The organism is Bradyrhizobium sp. 164 (genome assembly GCF_023073715.1).
GTDB lineage: Bacteria > Pseudomonadota > Alphaproteobacteria > Rhizobiales > Xanthobacteraceae > Bradyrhizobium.
On sequence record NZ_JADPKA010000006.1, the window covers coordinates 140,911 to 158,585 of the forward strand.

The 17,675-nt window shown below is 61.6% G+C and carries 14 protein-coding genes; 9 read left to right on the top strand and 5 right to left on the bottom strand.

Translation table 11 applies throughout. The features are described 5' to 3' along the window. Positions 1 to 13: 13 nt before the first annotated feature. Positions 14 to 3,436 carry a helicase-related protein gene (locus tag IVB01_RS02410; RefSeq protein WP_247494227.1) on the bottom strand — a complete coding sequence of 1,141 codons (3,423 nt, stop codon included), beginning with the start codon at positions 3,434 to 3,436 and terminating at the stop codon, positions 14 to 16. Positions 3,437 to 4,189: 753 nt separating this feature from the next. Next, positions 4,190 to 4,999 carry a DUF3108 domain-containing protein gene (locus IVB01_RS02415; protein ID WP_247276442.1) on the bottom strand — a complete coding sequence of 270 codons (810 nt, stop codon included), beginning with the start codon at positions 4,997 to 4,999 and terminating at the stop codon, positions 4,190 to 4,192. Between the two features lie 574 nt (positions 5,000 to 5,573). Here IVB01_RS02415 and rpmB point away from each other — a divergent pair. The 7 genes from rpmB to ftsZ all read left to right on the top strand — a co-directional run bounded on the left by rpmB (position 5,574) and on the right by ftsZ (position 12,491). Further along, on the top strand, positions 5,574 to 5,879 hold the full coding sequence (rpmB, locus tag IVB01_RS02420) for a 50S ribosomal protein L28 (protein WP_247276313.1): 306 nt from the start codon (positions 5,574 to 5,576) through the stop codon (positions 5,877 to 5,879). Between the two features lie 169 nt (positions 5,880 to 6,048). Continuing rightward, positions 6,049 to 7,110: a YaaC family protein gene (locus tag IVB01_RS02425; protein ID WP_247276312.1), complete on the top strand. Its 1,062-nt coding sequence runs from the start codon at positions 6,049 to 6,051 to the stop codon at positions 7,108 to 7,110. Continuing rightward, a complete protein-coding gene (locus IVB01_RS02430) occupies positions 7,110 to 7,625 on the top strand; it encodes a nucleoside 2-deoxyribosyltransferase (RefSeq protein ID WP_247276311.1) in 516 nt (171 codons plus the stop codon). Before IVB01_RS02425 ends, IVB01_RS02430 begins: the two co-directional genes overlap by 1 nt. Before the next feature lie 24 nt (positions 7,626 to 7,649). Next, complete coding sequence (locus IVB01_RS35620) at positions 7,650 to 9,257, top strand: AAA family ATPase (protein ID WP_247276310.1); 1,608 nt, start codon at positions 7,650 to 7,652, stop codon at positions 9,255 to 9,257. Next, positions 9,250 to 10,317 (top strand): UvrD-helicase domain-containing protein, encoded by a 1,068-nt coding sequence (locus tag IVB01_RS02440; RefSeq protein ID WP_247494228.1) that lies wholly within the window; start codon positions 9,250 to 9,252, stop codon positions 10,315 to 10,317. Before IVB01_RS35620 ends, IVB01_RS02440 begins: the two co-directional genes overlap by 8 nt. 349 nt (positions 10,318 to 10,666) lie before the next feature. Then, positions 10,667 to 11,179, top strand: a complete 513-nt coding sequence (locus IVB01_RS02450; RefSeq protein ID WP_247276308.1) for a hypothetical protein — start codon at positions 10,667 to 10,669, stop codon at positions 11,177 to 11,179. Between the two features lie 52 nt (positions 11,180 to 11,231). Then, positions 11,232 to 12,491: a cell division protein FtsZ gene (gene ftsZ / locus IVB01_RS02455; RefSeq protein ID WP_247276307.1), complete on the top strand. Its 1,260-nt coding sequence runs from the start codon at positions 11,232 to 11,234 to the stop codon at positions 12,489 to 12,491. A gap of 641 nt (positions 12,492 to 13,132) precedes the next feature. Here ftsZ and IVB01_RS02460 read toward each other — a convergent pair. Next, on the bottom strand, positions 13,133 to 13,810 hold the full coding sequence (locus IVB01_RS02460) for a hypothetical protein (protein ID WP_247276306.1): 678 nt from the start codon (positions 13,808 to 13,810) through the stop codon (positions 13,133 to 13,135). 159 nt (positions 13,811 to 13,969) lie between these two features. Here IVB01_RS02460 and IVB01_RS02465 point away from each other — a divergent pair, with 159 nt between their 5' ends. Continuing rightward, positions 13,970 to 15,343 (top strand): DUF2235 domain-containing protein, encoded by a 1,374-nt coding sequence (locus tag IVB01_RS02465; RefSeq protein ID WP_247276441.1) that lies wholly within the window; start codon positions 13,970 to 13,972, stop codon positions 15,341 to 15,343. A 244-nt stretch (positions 15,344 to 15,587) separates the two neighbouring features. Continuing rightward, positions 15,588 to 15,833, top strand: coding sequence for a PilZ domain-containing protein (locus IVB01_RS02470; RefSeq protein ID WP_247276305.1), 246 nt, complete (start codon positions 15,588 to 15,590; stop codon positions 15,831 to 15,833). A gap of 57 nt (positions 15,834 to 15,890) precedes the next feature. Here the strand turns inward: IVB01_RS02470 and IVB01_RS02475 are convergent, their stop codons facing one another. Both IVB01_RS02475 and IVB01_RS02480 read right to left on the bottom strand, forming a co-directional pair. Beyond that, positions 15,891 to 16,298 (bottom strand): hypothetical protein, encoded by a 408-nt coding sequence (locus IVB01_RS02475; protein WP_247276304.1) that lies wholly within the window; start codon positions 16,296 to 16,298, stop codon positions 15,891 to 15,893. A gap of 132 nt (positions 16,299 to 16,430) precedes the next feature. Then, positions 16,431 to 17,543 (bottom strand): NADH:flavin oxidoreductase/NADH oxidase, encoded by a 1,113-nt coding sequence (locus IVB01_RS02480; RefSeq protein ID WP_247450037.1) that lies wholly within the window; start codon positions 17,541 to 17,543, stop codon positions 16,431 to 16,433. Positions 17,544 to 17,675 lie beyond the last annotated feature (132 nt).

Here is a 17,675-nt window from a genome sequence, read left to right on the forward strand (position 1 = left end):
CTCGGTCGTAGGATTACTCCTTGCGCCCCGCCAGTTGCTCTTTCAGCGCTGCGAGCTTTGCGAAGGGCGAGTTCGGATCAACAGGACGATCGCGTTCGCGCGGATTCGCGCTGGAGGCATAGGGACGCAGCGACGGACCGGACTCGCGGTCGCGGCGGTCGCGGCCCTTGTCGCGGTCGCGGCCACGGTTGTCGCGGCCCTTGTCGCGATCGCCGCCGAACTTGCCTTTGTTGTCGCGGTTGCGATCGCGATCCTTGTTGTCGCGGTCCTTGCCCTCGAAACGGCGATTCCTGTCGTCACGCCCCTCGGGACGCGGCGCACCGTCTCCACCACCTTCGCGGCCCTTGCGAAAATCCTTGGCCCCGTCGCGGCGATGACCACCACCATGACGATGGCGCTCGCCCGGCTTCGCGCCTTCGGCTGCTTCGCCGGACGCGGCCGTGCTGCCTTCTGCACTCGCCTGCGGACGCGGCTGATGGTGACGCTGATGGCGATGGCGCTCGTGGCGCGGCTTGCGATCCTCGTGACGGCCGCCGGGACGCCAGACCTCGACGAGCTCGGGCTCGGCCGGCGTCGCCGCAGCCTCAGGCGCGACGGCTTCAGGCGCGGCAGCATCAGGCGATGCAGCAGCTTCCGTTGCCGCGGTCTCGGCGGCAGCGGCTTCGAGGCCGGCAGCCTCTGCCGGCGCAGCAATCTCTTCCGCCGGTGGCGCGATGCCGGGCGCATCTTCGGGCGTGACGGCAGCCTCAGGCGGAGCTTCCGGCGCAGGCTCTGCGTCCTGCGCGCCCCCGTCGTGCTGCTCCATGCCGGGGGCGTCTTCGACCGTGACGGCTTCGGGAGCGACTTCACCGGATGCTTCTGCCGACAGACCCGCTACGGCCTCCGCTGCGGTCTCGGTCGACGTCTCCGCGCTGCCCTCGACGGGCGGCGTCTCTGCCGCGACCGTCTCGGTCACCACAGGCTTTGGCGGCAACGGCGGACGCTTCTCCATGCGATAGCCGAGCGCGCGCAGCACGGACGCAAAGTCCTCGCCGGCCGACCCGGTGAGCGAGGTCATCGCCTGCGTCACCACAAAACCGCGGCCGTCGAACGCGCCGGCCGGCTTTTCGCCGGGCGAGTTCTCGCGCCAGGCCAGCGCCGGGCGGATCAGATCGGCAAGCCGCTCCAAAATATCGACGCGCACGGCGCGCTCGCCGGCCTGCTTGTAGCCGAGCACGCGATAGGCATCGCGCGGCAGCTGCTTGTCGACCGGGAACGAGGTGCGGCCCGAAGATGCCAGATGCTGAGCGCCAGACAGCGCGGAGAGATCGACATTGTCCTGCTTCAACGCCCAGAGCAGCGCTGCGAGCGCGCGCGCGGCGGGCTTGAGCAGACCGGGGAAATAGATGTGATAGGCCCCGAAGCGGACGCCGTATTTGCGCAAGACCGCGCGCGAGGACTGGTCGAGATCCTTCAGCTCGCTGGCGATCTTCGGCCGCTCCAGCACGCCGAGCGCCTCGACCAGCTGATAGGCGATGCCGCGGGCGATGCCGATGACATCCTCGGCCTTTGACAGCTCGAACATCGGCCCGAGCAGCTTTTCGATATGCGTCTTGAGCCAGAGCTCGAGTCGGGCCTGCACCTTCTCGCGGGGCGCCCCAGTCAATCTCTCGTCCGAGATGATGCGGATGCGCGGATGCAGCGCGTCGTCTGCGGCGGACAGGCGCGCCACGGCATCGCCGGTCCAGCGGATGATGCCTTCGGAGGTCAGCACGAACTGCTCGTCCGGTGCATTGCCCAGCTTTTCGGCGCGCGCGTTGATCTCGCCGGCGAGCACCGCTTGCGCTGCAGCCTGCAAGGCTTTCGCATCGGAGCCGGCTTCCGCAGCGTCCGGTGCAAAGGTGAAGCCGTCGAGGCGGCCGATGACGTGGCCTTCGACGATGACTTCGCCGGTCTTGCCGATTTCAGTATTCAAGCTCGTGTTCTCCCGCAGGCGGCGCATCAATACACTGGTCCGGCGATCAACGAAACGCTCAGTCAAGCGTTCATGGAGCGCATCCGATAATTTATTTTCGACCTCGCGCGCGATCCCCTGCCAGCGTTCGGGGTCTTTCAGCCAATCCGGGCGGTTGGCGACGAAGGTCCAGGTGCGAATCTGCGCGATCCGGGCCGACAGCGTGTCGATGTCGCCATCGACGCGGTCGGCCTGATCGACCTGGGCGGCAAACCAGCTATCGGGGATGCATCCCTTCTGCATCAGGAAGCCGTACAGCGTCGTCACCAGCTCGGCATGGGCGGCCGGCGACAGCTTTCGGTAATCGGGGACCTGGCAGGCCTCCCAGAGGCGCTCCACGGCCACCTTGCCATGCGCGATATCGCGCACATCGACGTCGCGCGCAGCATGATCGAGCACGCGCATGTCCTCGGCGATCGGGGCGCGCGTCAGCGCCTCGTGCCCTGGGGCCAGGTTCAGCGACACCTGGAGCGCGCCGAGCGAGGAGAAATCCAGCTTCGAGTTGCGCCATTGCAGCATCTTCACGGCGTCGAAGGTGTGGTTCTGGAGCGCGTTGACGAGTTCGGGCTCGAACGGGGCGCAGCGGCCGGTGGTGCCGAAGGTGCCGTTGCGCGTGGCGCGGCCGGCGCGGCCGGCGATCTGCGCAAATTCCGAGGGCGTCAGGCGGCGGAACTGGTAGCCGTCGAACTTGCGATCGGAGGCAAAGGCAACGTGGTCGACGTCGAGATTGAGGCCCATGCCGACCGCGTCGGTGGCGACGAGATAGTCGACGTCGCCGTTCTGGAACATTGCCACCTGCGCGTTGCGGGTGCGAGGGCTGAGCGAGCCCAGCACCACGGCGGCGCCGCCATGCTGGCGGCGGATCAGCTCGGCAATGGCGTAGACCTCGTCGGCGGAGAAGGCGACGATGGCGGTGCGGCGCGGCTGGCGCGTGATCTTGCGGTCGCCGGCGAATTCGAGCTGCGACAGGCGCGGCCGCGTGATCATGGACACGCCCGGCAAGAGGCGCTCGATGATCGGGCGCATCGTGGCGGCGCCCAAGAGCAGCGTCTCGTCGCGGCCACGGCGGTTGAGAATGCGGTCGGTGAAGACGTGGCCGCGTTCGAGGTCGGAGGCGATCTGGACCTCGTCGATGGCGAGGAAGGAGACGTCGAGATCGCGCGGCATCGCCTCGACGGTCGAGACCCAATAGCGCGGCTTCTTCGGCTTGATCTTCTCCTCGCCGGTCACGAGCGCGACGCTCTCTGGCCCCGCGCGATCGGCGATCTTGTTATAGACCTCGCGCGCAAGCAGGCGCAGCGGCAGCCCGATCATGCCGGAGGGATGCGCGAGCATCCGCTCGATGGCGAGATGGGTCTTGCCGGTGTTGGTCGGCCCGAGCACCGCAGTGACGCCGGCGCCGGGGGCACGCTCGGAAGCGAAGGGGGAGGAAGAAAAAGCCATTCCGGAGATAGGTAGTGCCGATTTGGGCGAATGTCAGTGCTGTTTGAGGCGATGAGGCGATCAGGTGTCAGCGATGTCTCCGAACGCCACCACGCGCTCCGCTGTCATGCCCCGGCTTGACCGGGGCATGTGGCACGCCGTGGCTCATCGGCTCAACCACGACCGCCTCGGCGTACTGGATCGCCCGGTCAAGCCGGGCGATGACAGCGAGCGCGGAGCAGTCTTCCCAACCTCGCGCAACTGTCTCAGTTTGCGACGCTTTTCCCGCTCGCCTTAAGCTTCGGAACGACTCTAGAACGAATCGCGGCCGAATCGCTGACTCCCGATTGCGTCCCGTTCCGTTCACGCAACATGTCGCGGGACTCGCCACAGGTGCGCACTAGATGAAGGCTCGGGCTGCCGTACAAGCGACGATTTGATGACGGATTCCTTAAAGCTGGGGCGGCGGGGAGTCGAATCAGAATCGGGCGGGAGTCAAATGGATTCCAGGTTCCCCGACCTGCCAAAACAAAAATGCGAAAACAACCCCATGCACAGTAGGGAAGTCATTGATATCTCATACGTTCTTACCCTCCCCTGGAGGGGTCCGGGACGAGCGTAGCTCGCCCGTGGTCGATCGCGCGCAGCGCGAGCGGGGTGGGGTGATCTTTCCGCCCGGCACAGCGCCCGTGGGGAGAGATCACCCCACCCCGTCGCACATTTCGCTGCGCTCATGTGCGCCGACCCTCCCCTCCAGGGGAGGGTTAAGAACTGCTACTGCGTCTTGGCGACGCGTGGCGGCTGGGGGGAGGTGATGAAGCTCGTCGCTTCCAGCATCGCAGGCCCCAAGGGCGTCGGCACTTTCAGCCAGAACGGGACCAGGATGCGCGTTCCCGCCACCGGCGCAAAGGCGATCTCGATGTTGCGCTGGGCGGCGAGGTATTTGATTACGGGGCGGTCGGGGATGTAGCCGGCCACGGGCACGAAATAGAGCGCGCAGACCACGACCGGGCCCTTGTATCCCTTCTCGGCCTTCACGCTCTCCATGCGCTTGAAATCGAGTTTCAAGTCGTAGCGCATGCGGCCGTCGAAGACGGGCGCGCTGTTATGGCAGGCTTCCGGCGACACCGGATCGCCATTGCCGGGCACGCGCAGCAGCGAGGCCGTCATCGGGTCCCAGACGCCGCGGCGATGCGCTTCGGTGACGACGATGCGATCGGGGTCGACCGGCGGCTCCGGCAGGATCGCAAAATCCTTCACATTGCCCTTGTCGAGCGTGATGCGGATCTCTTCGGTCTTCTTCGAGGTGGTGGTGGAGGCCTGATAGCCGGTCGCAACCAGCGCGCCGTTGACGACGCGGCCCTGCGAGGCGCCGGTGCCCGAGCCACCCGCGAACGATTTCAGCAGCCCCGTGGTGCCGCCGGAGGCCGCGGCGGCGAACACGTCGTCCTGGATGTCGATGTTCCAGGCGCCCTTGCCGACGGGAATGCCTGATAACGTCGCCTCATATTGCGCCTCGAGCTTGCCTTGCGCCGCTGCCGGCGCCGCCCCCCACGCCAAGGCGAGCCCGCACAGCGCCGCCAGGGCCAACTGGCCGGCGCGCCGCCGCGGCGGATGAGAGGTCAGGATATTCACGAAGCCATCCAATGGGGCCGTCAGGCCTTGTTAGTTAAGCCAAAAACAGCGGCAAACAATGTGCTGGGCGCCAAAAGCGGCGGAACTCCCCAGGACTCTTCGGCCGCGAATACGCCCTTTATGTGATGGTAAGGCGTTCCGATCATTGCCGTTTTGGTGATCGGGGAAGGTGTGGTCGCGGGCGCGGTCACCTCTCCCGCTTGCGGGAGAGGTCGCGCGAAGCGCGGGTGAGGGCTCTCTCCTTTGGGGGCACTGTCGCGACTGCCCCTCCGCGGAGACAGCCCTCTCCCCAACCCTCCCCCGCGCGCGGGGGAGGGAGCGCACCGCGGGTGCCGCGCGAGATCCCGGGTTCGCGCTCCCCGCGCCCCGGGACGACGGGCCAAAAACGGCCCGTCGCCTTGACGTCCCGCCCCTTCCCCCCTATACGTCCGCCCGCTCCCTGCAAGGACGAAAGAATTTGCCCCCGTGGCGCCCCGAATGGCGGCCGCAAATCGTTGGGGGCTCGAACCTGAGGATTTCTACCATGTCTCGCCGCTGCGAACTGACGGCCAAGGGCCCCCTCGTCGGCCACAAGGTCAGCCACTCCAACATCAAGACCAAGCGTCGCTTCCTGCCGAACCTCGTCAACGTGACGTTCATCTCGGAAGCCCTGGAGCGCAACGTGCGCCTGCGCGTCTCCACCAACGCGGTCAAGAGCGTCGACCATAATGGCGGCTTAGATGCCTTCCTGCTCAAGGCCAGCGCCGACGTCCTGTCGCCGCGCGCCCTCGAGCTGAAGCGCGCCATCCAGAAAAAGGTCGGCGACGCGCCGGCGAAGAAGGCGAGCTAAGATTTCAGAATTGGGCGGGGGCTAAGTTGCGTCGCGTGGCGTAGGCTTAGCCAGTAGAGTTGCGTTGCGGCCGGATCGGAAGATCCGGCCGTTTTTGTTTGGGAAGCTTTGCTCTTCTGCAACTACAGAGCGCGGCGTAAGCTAACTGCGCCTCGAATCAGATAGAGCAATGGACGATATCTCAAAGGACCTACTTCAGATAAAGTTTAGAGGGCGAGCGATTCCGCCTCATAAGGCAATAATTGCTCCGGTAATTGGAGCTCGAAATGTTCTGACGAACAGCCCGTGGACATACGTTGCCTTGTGGCTCAAGAGAGGAGGCAAGGACAAGGCACTCCTCTATTGGCAGCAAGCGCAGGAATTCCACAAGGTATCCCTCGGCCTTCCTCCTCAATCGGCACCTCTGCTGCTTTACTATTCTTTCTTGAATGCAACGAAGGCGCTTCTATCAGCCAAGGGAATTGTATTTAACGAACGTCACGGCGTTTCAGAGCACACTCCGGCCTCGCAACGAGGAAGTTCCTCTCTCAATCACCTTGGCATCAAAATCCAGCAACATGGAGTATTGCCAAGCCTGTCGACTTACTACCAAGAATCCGAAACCAACAAGACTCACACTCTTCAAGAACTATTCTTCAACATGGTTTTCATACACCGAACCTATTGCCTAACCTATACATCGCAATCCGAAATGTTTATTCCAATCGCTAACTGCGGTTTCGTTGCAGATAGGCCATCCAAGCAAGTATATTTTCGCGCAGACATTACGAAGAACATTCCCTTCGCGACGGCCGTTAAGCGACTCCCAGTCCTTTTTGTTGCCGACGAGAAGTTTGGCCCTCGGGCAATTCGGTCTGTAGCCTCCGCGGCCTGCCAAAAGCCCGGTAAGTTGGGCGCGAGGGCTCTAGCCAACATTGCCGATCTAAACCAGAGCCTGCGCAGCGAGTTATTCTTTATAAACGGCACGGAGCCACTTTGGTACATCAGGTCTCGAACGCGCGGCCCAAAGCGCATTGAACGCCAACTGCCTACGCTCATCTTAGGCGCGATGCACCGGCTCAGCGAGATCAGCCGTTATAATCCGCCGCAGATGGCATCCCTCCTAGCTGGACAGAAGAATTGGTTACTAAGCGAATTTATTCAGATGTCTGCTGAACAGTTCATCGACGAGATTGCATCGGAGCTAACAGGCATTCAATTCCTAGTTCCAAACATCCGGGCAGCGAGCTGATGAATATCTACATCGCGTGCGCTCTGACCCACGTTCCGCGCTCGCTGTTTGACGAGCATGTCGCCTTTATTCACGAGTTAGCCAAAAGACTCCGGGAGAATGATCCAACCGCAGCAGTCAAGTACGCCCTCGTAAACAGTGACCCTCAACTCGCCACAAAACCGGAAACCGAGCGAGCTCGACTTTGCTATCTTTGGGATCGAGCAATGGTGGAAGAGGCTGATCTAGTCATCGCTGAAGCCAGCTTTCCATCCACCGGTCTTGGCATCGAACTCCAGTTAGCAGAATCCAACGGAAAGCCAGTTATTCTCTGCTTTCGCGATATCGGGACCAACAAGGTGGCATCGGCCTCCTATGAGAATCCCGATCACAGTCATCATGAATTGCAGGTCGGCCAAGGTCTCGTAACATTGATGGCCTTGGGAATCCCAACAATCTTTCGGACTATTCAATATTATGGGCAGAACGACGGCATTACGCGCATTGTTGAAGCAACGAATTCTTTACGCCAATAGTCGTTTCGACGAAGCCCACTTTGAGTGGCAGACATCGTGAAGATATCCAAAGTCATCATCAAGAACTACCGCTGCTTATCTAATAGCCAAGTTACGCTGAACGAGCACCTGAACATAATTGTTGGCGACAACGAGTGCGGGAAATCGACTTTCCTAGAAGCAATTCACCTAGCATTGTCCGGACAGTTAAACGGTCGCCCCATTCAAGCCGAACTCCACCCACACCTCTTCAACGCCGAAGCGGTGAGGCAATATGTCAAATCTTTTGGCAGTATGTTTTCCAAGGCTCCGCCAACGATCCTAATCGAACTCTACTTTCTTGATGACCCAGGGATCGCAAGATTTAGGGGAAAGAACAATTCGCTGCGGCAGGACGCCGCTGGCGTAAAGTTATTGATTGAGTTCAACGAAGAATATCAGGAAGAATATGCCGAGTACGTAGCAGACCCGACAATTATAAGAACGATACCTGTCGAATACTATGTCGTGCGATGGCGCGACTTTGCTGACAACGACATTACAGCGAGATCGATACCGATCAAATCCAGCTTCATTGATGCCAGCACGATAAGAAACAACTCCGCAGCAAGTCGCTACGTTCTTGATCTTGTTAAGGACGGCCTGAGTAAAAAGGAGCAGGTCGATCTCGCTCTCTCATATCGATTGATGAAGGACGAATTTCTCACGGACGAGCGGGTGCGTGAAATAAATGGATCGCTCGACCAAAAGAAGGGAATCGTATCTCAGAAGACACTGTCGATTTCCTTGGATACATCGTCGCGAGCAAGCTGGGAGCTGAGCGTCGTTCCTCACCTTGATGACATTCCGATGCCGCTTGTAGGTAAGGGGGAGCAAAACAGCGTTAAAATCAAACTCGCGATGGAAGCCTCAGCGCAGTCACACGTATTTCTTATTGAAGAACCAGAAAACCACCTCTCGTTTTCGAACTTAAGCATTCTCATCAGCCACATCTCGACCAGATTAAGTGGTCGACAACTAGTACTGACAACTCACAGCAGCTTTGTGTTGAACAAGCTTGGAATGGATTCTGTATTTCTGTTCAGGTCGGGCAATGCAAGACCTCTAAAGGATCTACCCAAAGACACGTACAATTACTTCATGAAGCTGCCAGGATACGACACCCTTCGGCTCATCTTGGCAAAGCGGGCGATCTTAGTTGAAGGCCCCTCCGACGAACTCATCGTTCAAAAGGCATTTCTAATGCGCTTTGGCAAGATGCCCCTCGCGATGGGAGTAGACGTGATCTCGGTAAGCTCCCTCGCCTTTAAGCGTTTCATAGATATCGCAGCTCTTCTTTCCATCGACGTAGATGTCGTTACTGATAACGACGGAGACGTCAGCAGACTTGAAAAGAGGTACAAAGACTACTTCAATTTCCCTTCAGTCGAGTTCGAATATGACAAGGATGAGACAGCGAAGACGCTGGAGCCGCAATTGGTCAAGAGCAATGGCCTGGACATCGTCAATTCCATTATTGGAAAGTCATTCCAGACCGCGGAGGATTTGCTCTCTTACATGGCCGACAACAAGACTGAATGCGCTCTAAAATTCTTCGAGACTGACCATTGTTGGACGATTCCGACCTACATCAAAAATGTTGTCCATGAATAACGTGGTGGTATCCGCTGCCGGCGGAGGAAAAACCACTAGAATTGTCACCGAAGCCCTTGGAGAGACCACAAGGCGCTGCGCTCTAGTAACTTATACCCAAAATAATGTCGCTGAGATCAAAGGGAAGATCTATCAAATCAATCGCTGCATCCCAGCACATGTAGAAGTATGGTCATGGTACTCCTTTCTGCTCCGCGAACTTGCTCGACCCTATCAATCGAGCCTAATCGGCTCTCGGATACGAGGAGTTCATTGGACTCAAGGGCGATCTGACAGATACGCCAAGCAGACTGAGATCAAACGTTTCTACTTCGGAAATCAGGGCCTTATCTACTCCGACAAGATCGCGCAGTTTGTACTCGCCTGCAACGAAGCGTCCGCCGGCGCCGTGATCCGCAGGCTGGAAGAGCGCTTTGATATGATCTACATCGACGAATTTCAGGATCTCGCCGGCTATGATCTCGATTTAATCGAGTTGATTTTGCGCTCACGCGTACAAGTGAACCTTGTTGGTGACCACCGACAGGCAACATTTCGCACAAACAACTCCGTTAGGAACAGCGCCTATTCCGGCATCAAGGTCATTAAGAAAGTTCGAGAGTGGGAAAAACTCAAACTATGCAAGACCACCTACCAAGCCGAGACCCATCGCTGCAATCAGGGCATTGCCGATATTGCCGATGGTTTCTTTCCGCGGGAGCCCAAGACGAGATCACTCAACGATAAGCTAATCGGCCACGACGGAGTCTTTGCCGTTAATAACAGCGATATAGCAGCCTACCTTGAAAGATTCCGACCGCAAGTACTCCGCCTGGATGTCAAGACAGATTGCCACGGCTACGAGGCGATGAATTTTGGCGAATCGAAAGGACTCACCTTTGAACGAGTCGTAATATTTCCGCACAAGCTCGCCAAATCTTGGCTGGCTAGTGGCGACATCAGACACGTGGAAAAGTCGGCCTCGAAAATGTATGTCGGAGTTTCTCGTGCCCGGCACAGCGTCACGTTTGCCTATGATGGTGCTCTAGGGGTAACTGGAATTGCGCGGTACGTTATGTAGATTCATTGTTCTCGACCCAGCTAGCAAATGCGTGTTGTCCAATTTTCCCCATTTTCCGCTATACTTGCCCAGATAGCATCACCCGGAGGCGCATTCCGTGGAGCACGCACCCAACACCGACCGCAAACCCGAGCCGAAAACCTCATCATCTGCTGTGACGGTACTGGCAACGAGATCAGCGAGAACATCTCCAACGTCCTGAAAATCCGCGGTCGGCACGGTGACGGCACTTGTAAACAACACCCCTCGCGCGTTAACCGTGCATTAACCAACGCAGCCTAGCCTGCGGTAATCGTCCAGCCATCATTAGCCCGAAATGCCGTCCCGGTTCGCTCCAGGAGAAGCGCCGATGTGCGTTGCATTGTTGACGTATGCCGATCTCAGTGCCCGCCTCGACATCTCCCGAGAGGCCGCGCGTTCGCTTGCGCGACGCCGCCATTTGCCGCGCTCGCGGTCGGAGGACGGCAAGGCCCTGGTCAGGGTCGATTTCGCCGAGCTCCGCTACACACCCCGCCCACGACGCGTCCGCCGGGCAGACCCGATCGATGTCTCCCTGGCGAAGATCGAGGCCATCAAGATCCAGGCCTTCAAGGCGGAGGTGGCGCGGCTCGAGGCCGTCGCAACCGCCTACAGGGCAGTATTCGAGCGCGAGCGCGAACGTGCCGATCGCCTGGCCGTCGAGCTGACGCAGGCGGCCGCCGAGACGACCGCCGCCAATGCGTGGGCGGCACGACTGGAAGACGAAGTGGCGGTTCTCCAGGCCGGTCGCCGGGCGGGCGGCACGATCGCGGGGCAAGCCGCGCTTCGATTGGGACATCTGGCCGCTGCGATCGTGCAGGCAGACCGGGCGGCTCGCAGGTAACACTCGAGACTCATCTCCATCCCCGGCTTGCCGGAGCAATCACGAGGGAAGTATGACTGGCACCACCGATATCCACGAAATGAAGGCCCGCATTGTCGTGTTTGGCGTGGGCGGCGCCGGCGGCAATGCGGTCAACAACATGATCACAGCCGGGCTGCAAGGGGTCGAGTTCGTGGTCGCCAACACCGACGCGCAGGCGCTTGCGATGTCGAAGGCGAGGCGCCTGATCCAGCTCGGCACACAGGTGACCGCAGGCCTCGGCGCCGGCTCGCAGCCGGAATTGGGCCGCGCCGCAGCCGAAGAGGCGATCGATACGATTCGCGATCAATTGACCGGCGCGCACATGGTGTTCGTGACGGCCGGCATGGGCGGCGGCACCGGCACCGGGGCTGCCCCCATCGTCGCCAGGATCGCACGCGAGCTTGGCATTCTCACGATCGGCGTGGTCACCAAGCCGTTCTACTTCGAGGGCCAGCGCCGCATGCGCTTTGCCGAAGCCGGCATCGAGGAGCTGCTGAAGACGGTCGACACGCTCCTGATCATCCCGAACCAGAACCTGTTCCGGGTGGCCAGCGAGAAGACCACATTCGCCGATGCCTTCGCCCTTGCCGACCAGGTGCTTTATTCGGGCGTCGCCTGCATCAGCGACCTCATCGTCAAGGAAGGCCTGATCAACCTCGATTTTGCCGACGTCCTCTCCGTCATGAAGGAGAAGGGCAAGGCCATGATGGGACGGGGCGAGGCTTCCGGCGAGAAGCGCGTGCTTGCCGCCGCCGTGGCCGCGATCTCCAATCCATTGATCGAGAATCCCTCGATCAAGCGCGCCAGTGGCCTCATCATCTCCATCACCGGCGGCAAGGATCTCATGCTGTACGAGGTCGACGAAGCCGCGACCCGCATTCGCGACGAGGCCGACCCGGACGCCAACATCATCGTCGGCGCGTCGTTTGATGACAGCCTCGAAGGCATCGTCCGCGTCTCGGTGGTGGCGACCGGAATCGATAATCTCGACCCGGCGCAGCAGGCGCAGCCGGTGGAGACCGCCCTCACGCAGCTCGCCGGCAGGCTGCGCAACGACGGCCGCCGTATCGCCGATCGCATCGAGCGCAGTGCGCCCCTTGCGCAGGTGGAAAGTCCGCCGCTCCGCCCGCAGCCGCACCACCCGGTGGGGCCGCCGGCAAGGCCGAGCCTGGAACATGCACGCCAGCCGGCCGACCGGCCGCTCGATCCTTACGGCCGCACCGCTATGCGCAATGCGCCCGACGAGGCCGTTCTCGACGTCCCGGCCTTCCTGCGCCGCGCCGCCAACTGAACGGTGGCAGGAGGGAGTTACGGTCGTCACCGGGGCGCGACGACATCGCGAGCTATGATGCGCCATGGCGCATCTGAGCATGCATCGAACCGCGGTGATTGTTGAGCAATGGATTCTCGGGCTCGCGCCAAGAGGCGCACCCCGGAATGACGGAGCGGCTTGCGGAGAAGGCTATCGCATATGACAGTTGGAGGCTGCCGGATGAGTTCGGCCTGCATGGTTCGAGACGCCCGCTTTGGCGGGCTCCTCACCATGAGGGTTTGATATCGCGCCGCCAAACGAGACCTCATCCTGTGGAGCCCGCCGACGGCGGGCGTCTCGAAGGATGCGCCGCAAGGAAGCCACCCGCCAGGTTCACGCTGCCGTGCTGCGGGGGCCCTCCTGTGTTTCCTTCTTCCGACTCCTTATCGCGGGACAGCCACGCCGGAAAACGTAGCAGGCGTTCGTTGCTGTCTTTCGTCAGCTCGATGACGGAGCGGCTTGCAGAGAAGGCTATCGCATATGAGAGTTGGAGGCTGCCGGATGAGTGGCGGGCTCCTCACCATGAGGGTCTGATAGCTCGCCGCGAAACGAGACCTCATCCTGAGGAGCCCGCCGAAGGCGGGCGTCTCGAAGGATGCGCAAGGAAGCCAGCCGCCAGTTCACGCTGCCGTGCTGCGCGGGCTCTCCGGTGTTTCCTTCTTGTCCGTCTCCTTGTCGCGGGACAGCCATGCCGGAAAACGAAGCAGGCGTTCGTTGCTGTCTTTCGGCAGCTCGATGGCAGGTTCATCGGGCGAACTCGGGAGGTCCAGCGCGACGTGGCCGGTTCGCACCGCATCCGCGCGCTGATCCAGTTCGCGCAACAGAGGATCGAGCACACTGTCGATTTCGGTCGCCACCGACACCAGGAAACTATTGAGCTCGCGCGCCTCGGGCACGATTGCCGCAGCCGATTCGATCGCCTTGGAGAGGCCATCGACGACGGGCGCAAACGCGCCGGCGGCTTGCTTGATTCGGGTTTTGATCGCTTCGATCTCGACCAAAACGCGCTCACGCTCCCGCCTTTTCTTCTCCTCCGAAAGGCGGGCTTCAATTTCGGCGATCTGGGCCGTCAGGGTCGTGGCTTCGGATGCGAGTGCATCGCGTCTTCCGCGCGCGCGCTCGAGATCGCGGCTGAGATTGTCCACTAAGTCGTCCTTTCCAAACATGGCTTTGCTCCGTACGACAGCCGTTTTGGTCCGTAGGACGGCCGTGGCGCGAACCGCCAGCCTGGCAAGCTCAGCAAAGGCTGGACGGGCCGAAACAGGCATCAACTTCGGTCGCGTCACATGGGCCGACATGGTGATCCCCCACTCGTCCACATTAGGCGACGGCATGGTTAACAAGTGGTTAATGTCAACAGAAGATAAATGAGGCACCACGCCGGCGGCGCCGGCTTCGTCTCCTCGCTGCCATCCATTTCCGCTATACTGCAGTCGCATCACCCGGAGGCGCATCCCATGGAGCATGCAGCCAGCACCGACCGCAAACCCGAGCCGAAAAACCTCGTCATCTGCTGTGACGGCACCGGCAACGAGATCAGCGAGAACATCTCCAACGTCCTGAAGCTCTATCGCTGCCTGCGCAAGACCGACAAGACGCAGCCGCGGCAGATGGTGTTTTACGATCCGGGAGTCGGCACGGTGACGGAGCCGACGACGTGGCATCGCTGGAAGGCCAATATCAATATGGTGCTGGGGCTCGCCACCGGCTATGGGCTCGATCACAACGTGCTCAGCGCCTATTGCTTCCTGGTTCAGCATTACGCAGCCGGAGACAAGATCTACCTGTTCGGCTTCTCGCGCGGTGCCTATACCGTGCGGGTGCTGGCGGGGCTGATCCACAAGCTCGGGCTGGTCTCGCCGGAGCAGGTGAACCTCGCGGGCAGCGGCCTCATCGCCTACAAGCAATATTCCGGCACCGGGCGCGGCAACGACGTCGAGGACCTCAGCGACGTCACTTTCGACGATCAGGGGCCGCTACCGAAAGACCAATTCGACCTCGCAGCGCAGTTCGCGCGCATCACCTCGACGCGCTGGCCGACCATCCACTTCATCGGCGTCTGGGATACCGTGGCGAGCGTGATCGTGCCCCGCGCCGACCGGCTGTATTGGCCGAGCTTCGAGGAGCTCGCCTTCACGCTGCGCAATCCCAGCGTCAAAATCTTCCGGCAGGCGATCGCGATCGACGAGCGGCGCTGCATGTTCCGCCTCAAGGCGTATGACGCGCCGCAGGAGTTCTGGAGCAACCGCTATGTGCCGGACGAGAAGAAGGTGCCGCAGGACATTCTGCAGGTGTGGTTCGCCGGCGTGCATGGCGACGTCGGCGGCGGCTATCCGGAAGCCGAGAGCGGGCAGTCGAAATATCCGCTGCTGTGGATGATCGAGGAGGCCGCAAAGGCGGGGCTGAACTTCAACCCGCGCACGGTGAACCAGCTCGCCTTCGGCATTCAGCGCAAGAACTCGCCGTTCAGCTATGTCGCGCCTGCTTTTACCGGGAAGACGGGCGAGCTGCACGATTCCATGACGGCAGCTTGGCGGCTGCTGGAATATTTGCCGAAGCGCGCGAAGTACAAGGAGTGGCCGGAGCGGAAGGTGGTGCTCGGCTTCTACATTCCCGATAGCGAGCCGCGCGTCATTCCGGAAGGCGCGCATGTGCATGAGAGCGTGGTCAAGCGGATGGCGGTGGGGCCGGACTATCGGCCGGTGAATCTGCCGAAGAGTTACGTGACCGTGCCGATGCCGGTGGGGCCGCATGGGGGAGACGATGCGGGCATACTGCCACTCTCCCCTGGAGAGGGAGGGTCGGCTCACATGGAGCGGAGCGAAATGTGAGACGGGGGGTGACAGTCTCTCCACGCAAGCGCTGTCCGTGTGGGGAGATCACCCCACCCCGCTCGCGCTGCGCGCGATCGACCCTCCCCCTCCAGGGGAGGGTGGCAGCCCGCTACCGCCGCTTTGTTCTTTCGCCGCTACTTTTCGTTAAAATTCTCAAGCCTGCTTTAGCGGGATCGCATCATCTCTCTTCCAACATTGGAACCGATCCCCGCGATATCTGCGGAATTGGAGGAGAGTGCCAATGTATCCGCGCAAATATGCCCGCGTGAAACCTTCGGGATTGGTGTCGCGCCAGGCCAAGATCATCACCGACCCGCGCGCGCCGGTGATTCCCTGCACGCTGATCGACTATTCGCCCGGCGGGGCCTGCGTCGATCTCGGCGGACAGGTGAGCATTCCCGATCGGTTCGAGCTCTTGCAGGTCAACACCAAGAAGCGCTGCCGCATCGCGTGGAAGCGCGGCACGCGGGTGGGCGTGGTGTTCTAGGGCCGAAGGCCGAGATGCCCCGCTTACCCTCCCCTGGAGGGGAGGGTAAGAGCCGCGCTACGCCCGCATACGCGCCTTCGTCCCCGCGACGATCTGCATGGCGACACCGCCGATCCAGCCGAGCAGAGCGAGCCAGGTCCAGGCGATGTGCGGATCGAGGCGGAGCACGATGACGGCGACGGAGGCGAGCGCGGTAAGCGTGGCGCAGAGCGTGCCGGCCGAGCTCAAAAACTCCGCGGCGTCGATCTGGCTGTGCGCCTCGTCGAACGGCATTTGCGGCGTGTCGATCCCGATATAGAAGCCGATGAAGCCGAGCACCATCATCAGCAGCAAGAACCCCTGCGTGGTGAGCGTGGGGATCGCCGATCCCACATAGGCGCCGACGAACAATCCGCACGCCGCGCCCGCCATCGCAAGACCCACGCGCTCGAACACATGGGCAGTTTTGCGAACACCAAAACGCATGGCCGGCCTCCGTGAGCCGTTGAGGGGACGGAGGTTAGGCCAGTTTTGCGGGAGGTGGAAGGTGAGCGGGGTTACGGATGCGTGAGTTTACTCCCCCGCACGCGGCGCCGCATGCGGGGAGAGGTGAAGAAATCACCGCGCCCCGAACGTGGTCCTGCCGAACAGCGCCTTTTGCGTCGAGGGCTGCGAGCGCCAATATTGCGGCGGGGCTTCGACTTCGCCGCCGAGCTCGGCGGCCGCGTGCCAGGCCCAGCGCGGGTCGTAAAGCATGCCGCGGGCGAGCGCGATCATGTCGGCCTTGCCGGATGCAACGATCTCCTCGGCTTGCCTGGCTTCGCTGATCAGGCCGACGGCGATAGTCGGCAATTCGGTCTCGCGCTTGATCGCCTCTGCGAACTGCACCTGATAGCCGGGGCCGAGCGCAATCTTCTGCTGCGGCGAGACGCCGCCGGAGGAGGCATCGATCCAGTCGACGCCGCGCGCCTTCAGCGCTTTCGCAAATGCGATGGTCTGCGCCAGGTCCCAGCCGCCCTCGACCCAGTCGGTCGACGACACCCGCATGCCGACCGGCTTGTCAGCAGGGAATGCGGCGCGCACCGCATCGAACACCTCCAGCGGAAAGCGCATGCGGTTTTCGAGGCTGCCGCCATATTCGTCGGTGCGCCGGTTCGAGATCGGCGACAGGAACTGATGCAGGAGATAGCCGTGCGCGCCGTGCACCTCGATCGCGTCGATGCCGAGGCGGGCGGCGCGCTTTGCTGAGTCGGCGAAGGCGTTGCGGATGCGTTTGAGGCCCGCGGCGTCGAGCGCCAGCGGCGCGGCCTCGCCCTCCTTGTGCGGCACGGCCGACGGCGCAACCGTCTGCCAGCCGCCGTGTTCAACCGGAATCAGCTGGCCGCCCTCCCAGGGCCGCGCGCTGGAGGCTTTGCGGCCGGCATGGGCGAGCTGCATCGCGATGGCCGTCGAGGAATATTTGCGCACCGAATTGAGGATCGGCTTCAAGGCCGCTTCGCAGGCATCGCTGTAGAGCCCGAGACAGCCCGGCGTGATGCGGCCGATCGCCTCGACATGCGTCGCCTCGATGCAGAACATCGCCGCGCCCGACAGGCTGAGATTGTTGATGTGGGTGAAGTGCCAGTCGGTGGCGACGCCGTCGTCGGCCGAATACTGGCACATCGGCGACACCACGACGCGATTCTTCAACGTCAGGCCGCGCAGCTTGATCGGGGAAAACAGAACGGACATGCGGGGAGGTTCCGAAGGATGGAGGGGCAATGGCAGGAGTGTAGTGAGCGACGTGCGGATTGCTAGGCGCGCGGGGGAATGGCCGATAGTGGCGCCACGCATTGCGCTGTTGGCTTGGCGCGAGCCCGCCTC

Bases quoted from the DNA above. Each gene is read 5' to 3' on its own strand.
- IVB01_RS02425 (WP_247276312.1), top strand. From the start codon at position 6,049: ATGGACGATATCTCAAAGGACCTACTTCAGATAAAGTTTAGAGGGCGA.
- IVB01_RS02450 (WP_247276308.1), top strand. From the start codon at position 10,667: ATGTGCGTTGCATTGTTGACGTATGCCGATCTCAGTGCCCGCCTCGAC.
- rpmB (WP_247276313.1), top strand. From the start codon at position 5,574: ATGTCTCGCCGCTGCGAACTGACGGCCAAGGGCCCCCTCGTCGGCCAC.
- IVB01_RS02410 (WP_247494227.1), bottom strand. From the start codon at position 3,436: ATGGCTTTTTCTTCCTCCCCCTTCGCTTCCGAGCGTGCCCCCGGCGCC.
- IVB01_RS02460 (WP_247276306.1), bottom strand. From the start codon at position 13,810: ATGTCGGCCCATGTGACGCGACCGAAGTTGATGCCTGTTTCGGCCCGT.
- IVB01_RS02480 (WP_247450037.1), bottom strand. From the start codon at position 17,543: ATGTCCGTTCTGTTTTCCCCGATCAAGCTGCGCGGCCTGACGTTGAAG.
- IVB01_RS02430 (WP_247276311.1), top strand. From the start codon at position 7,110: ATGAATATCTACATCGCGTGCGCTCTGACCCACGTTCCGCGCTCGCTG.
- IVB01_RS02440 (WP_247494228.1), top strand. From the start codon at position 9,250: ATGAATAACGTGGTGGTATCCGCTGCCGGCGGAGGAAAAACCACTAGA.
- ftsZ (WP_247276307.1), top strand. From the start codon at position 11,232: ATGACTGGCACCACCGATATCCACGAAATGAAGGCCCGCATTGTCGTG.
- IVB01_RS02475 (WP_247276304.1), bottom strand. From the start codon at position 16,298: ATGCGTTTTGGTGTTCGCAAAACTGCCCATGTGTTCGAGCGCGTGGGT.
- IVB01_RS02470 (WP_247276305.1), top strand. From the start codon at position 15,588: ATGTATCCGCGCAAATATGCCCGCGTGAAACCTTCGGGATTGGTGTCG.
- IVB01_RS02465 (WP_247276441.1), top strand. From the start codon at position 13,970: ATGGAGCATGCAGCCAGCACCGACCGCAAACCCGAGCCGAAAAACCTC.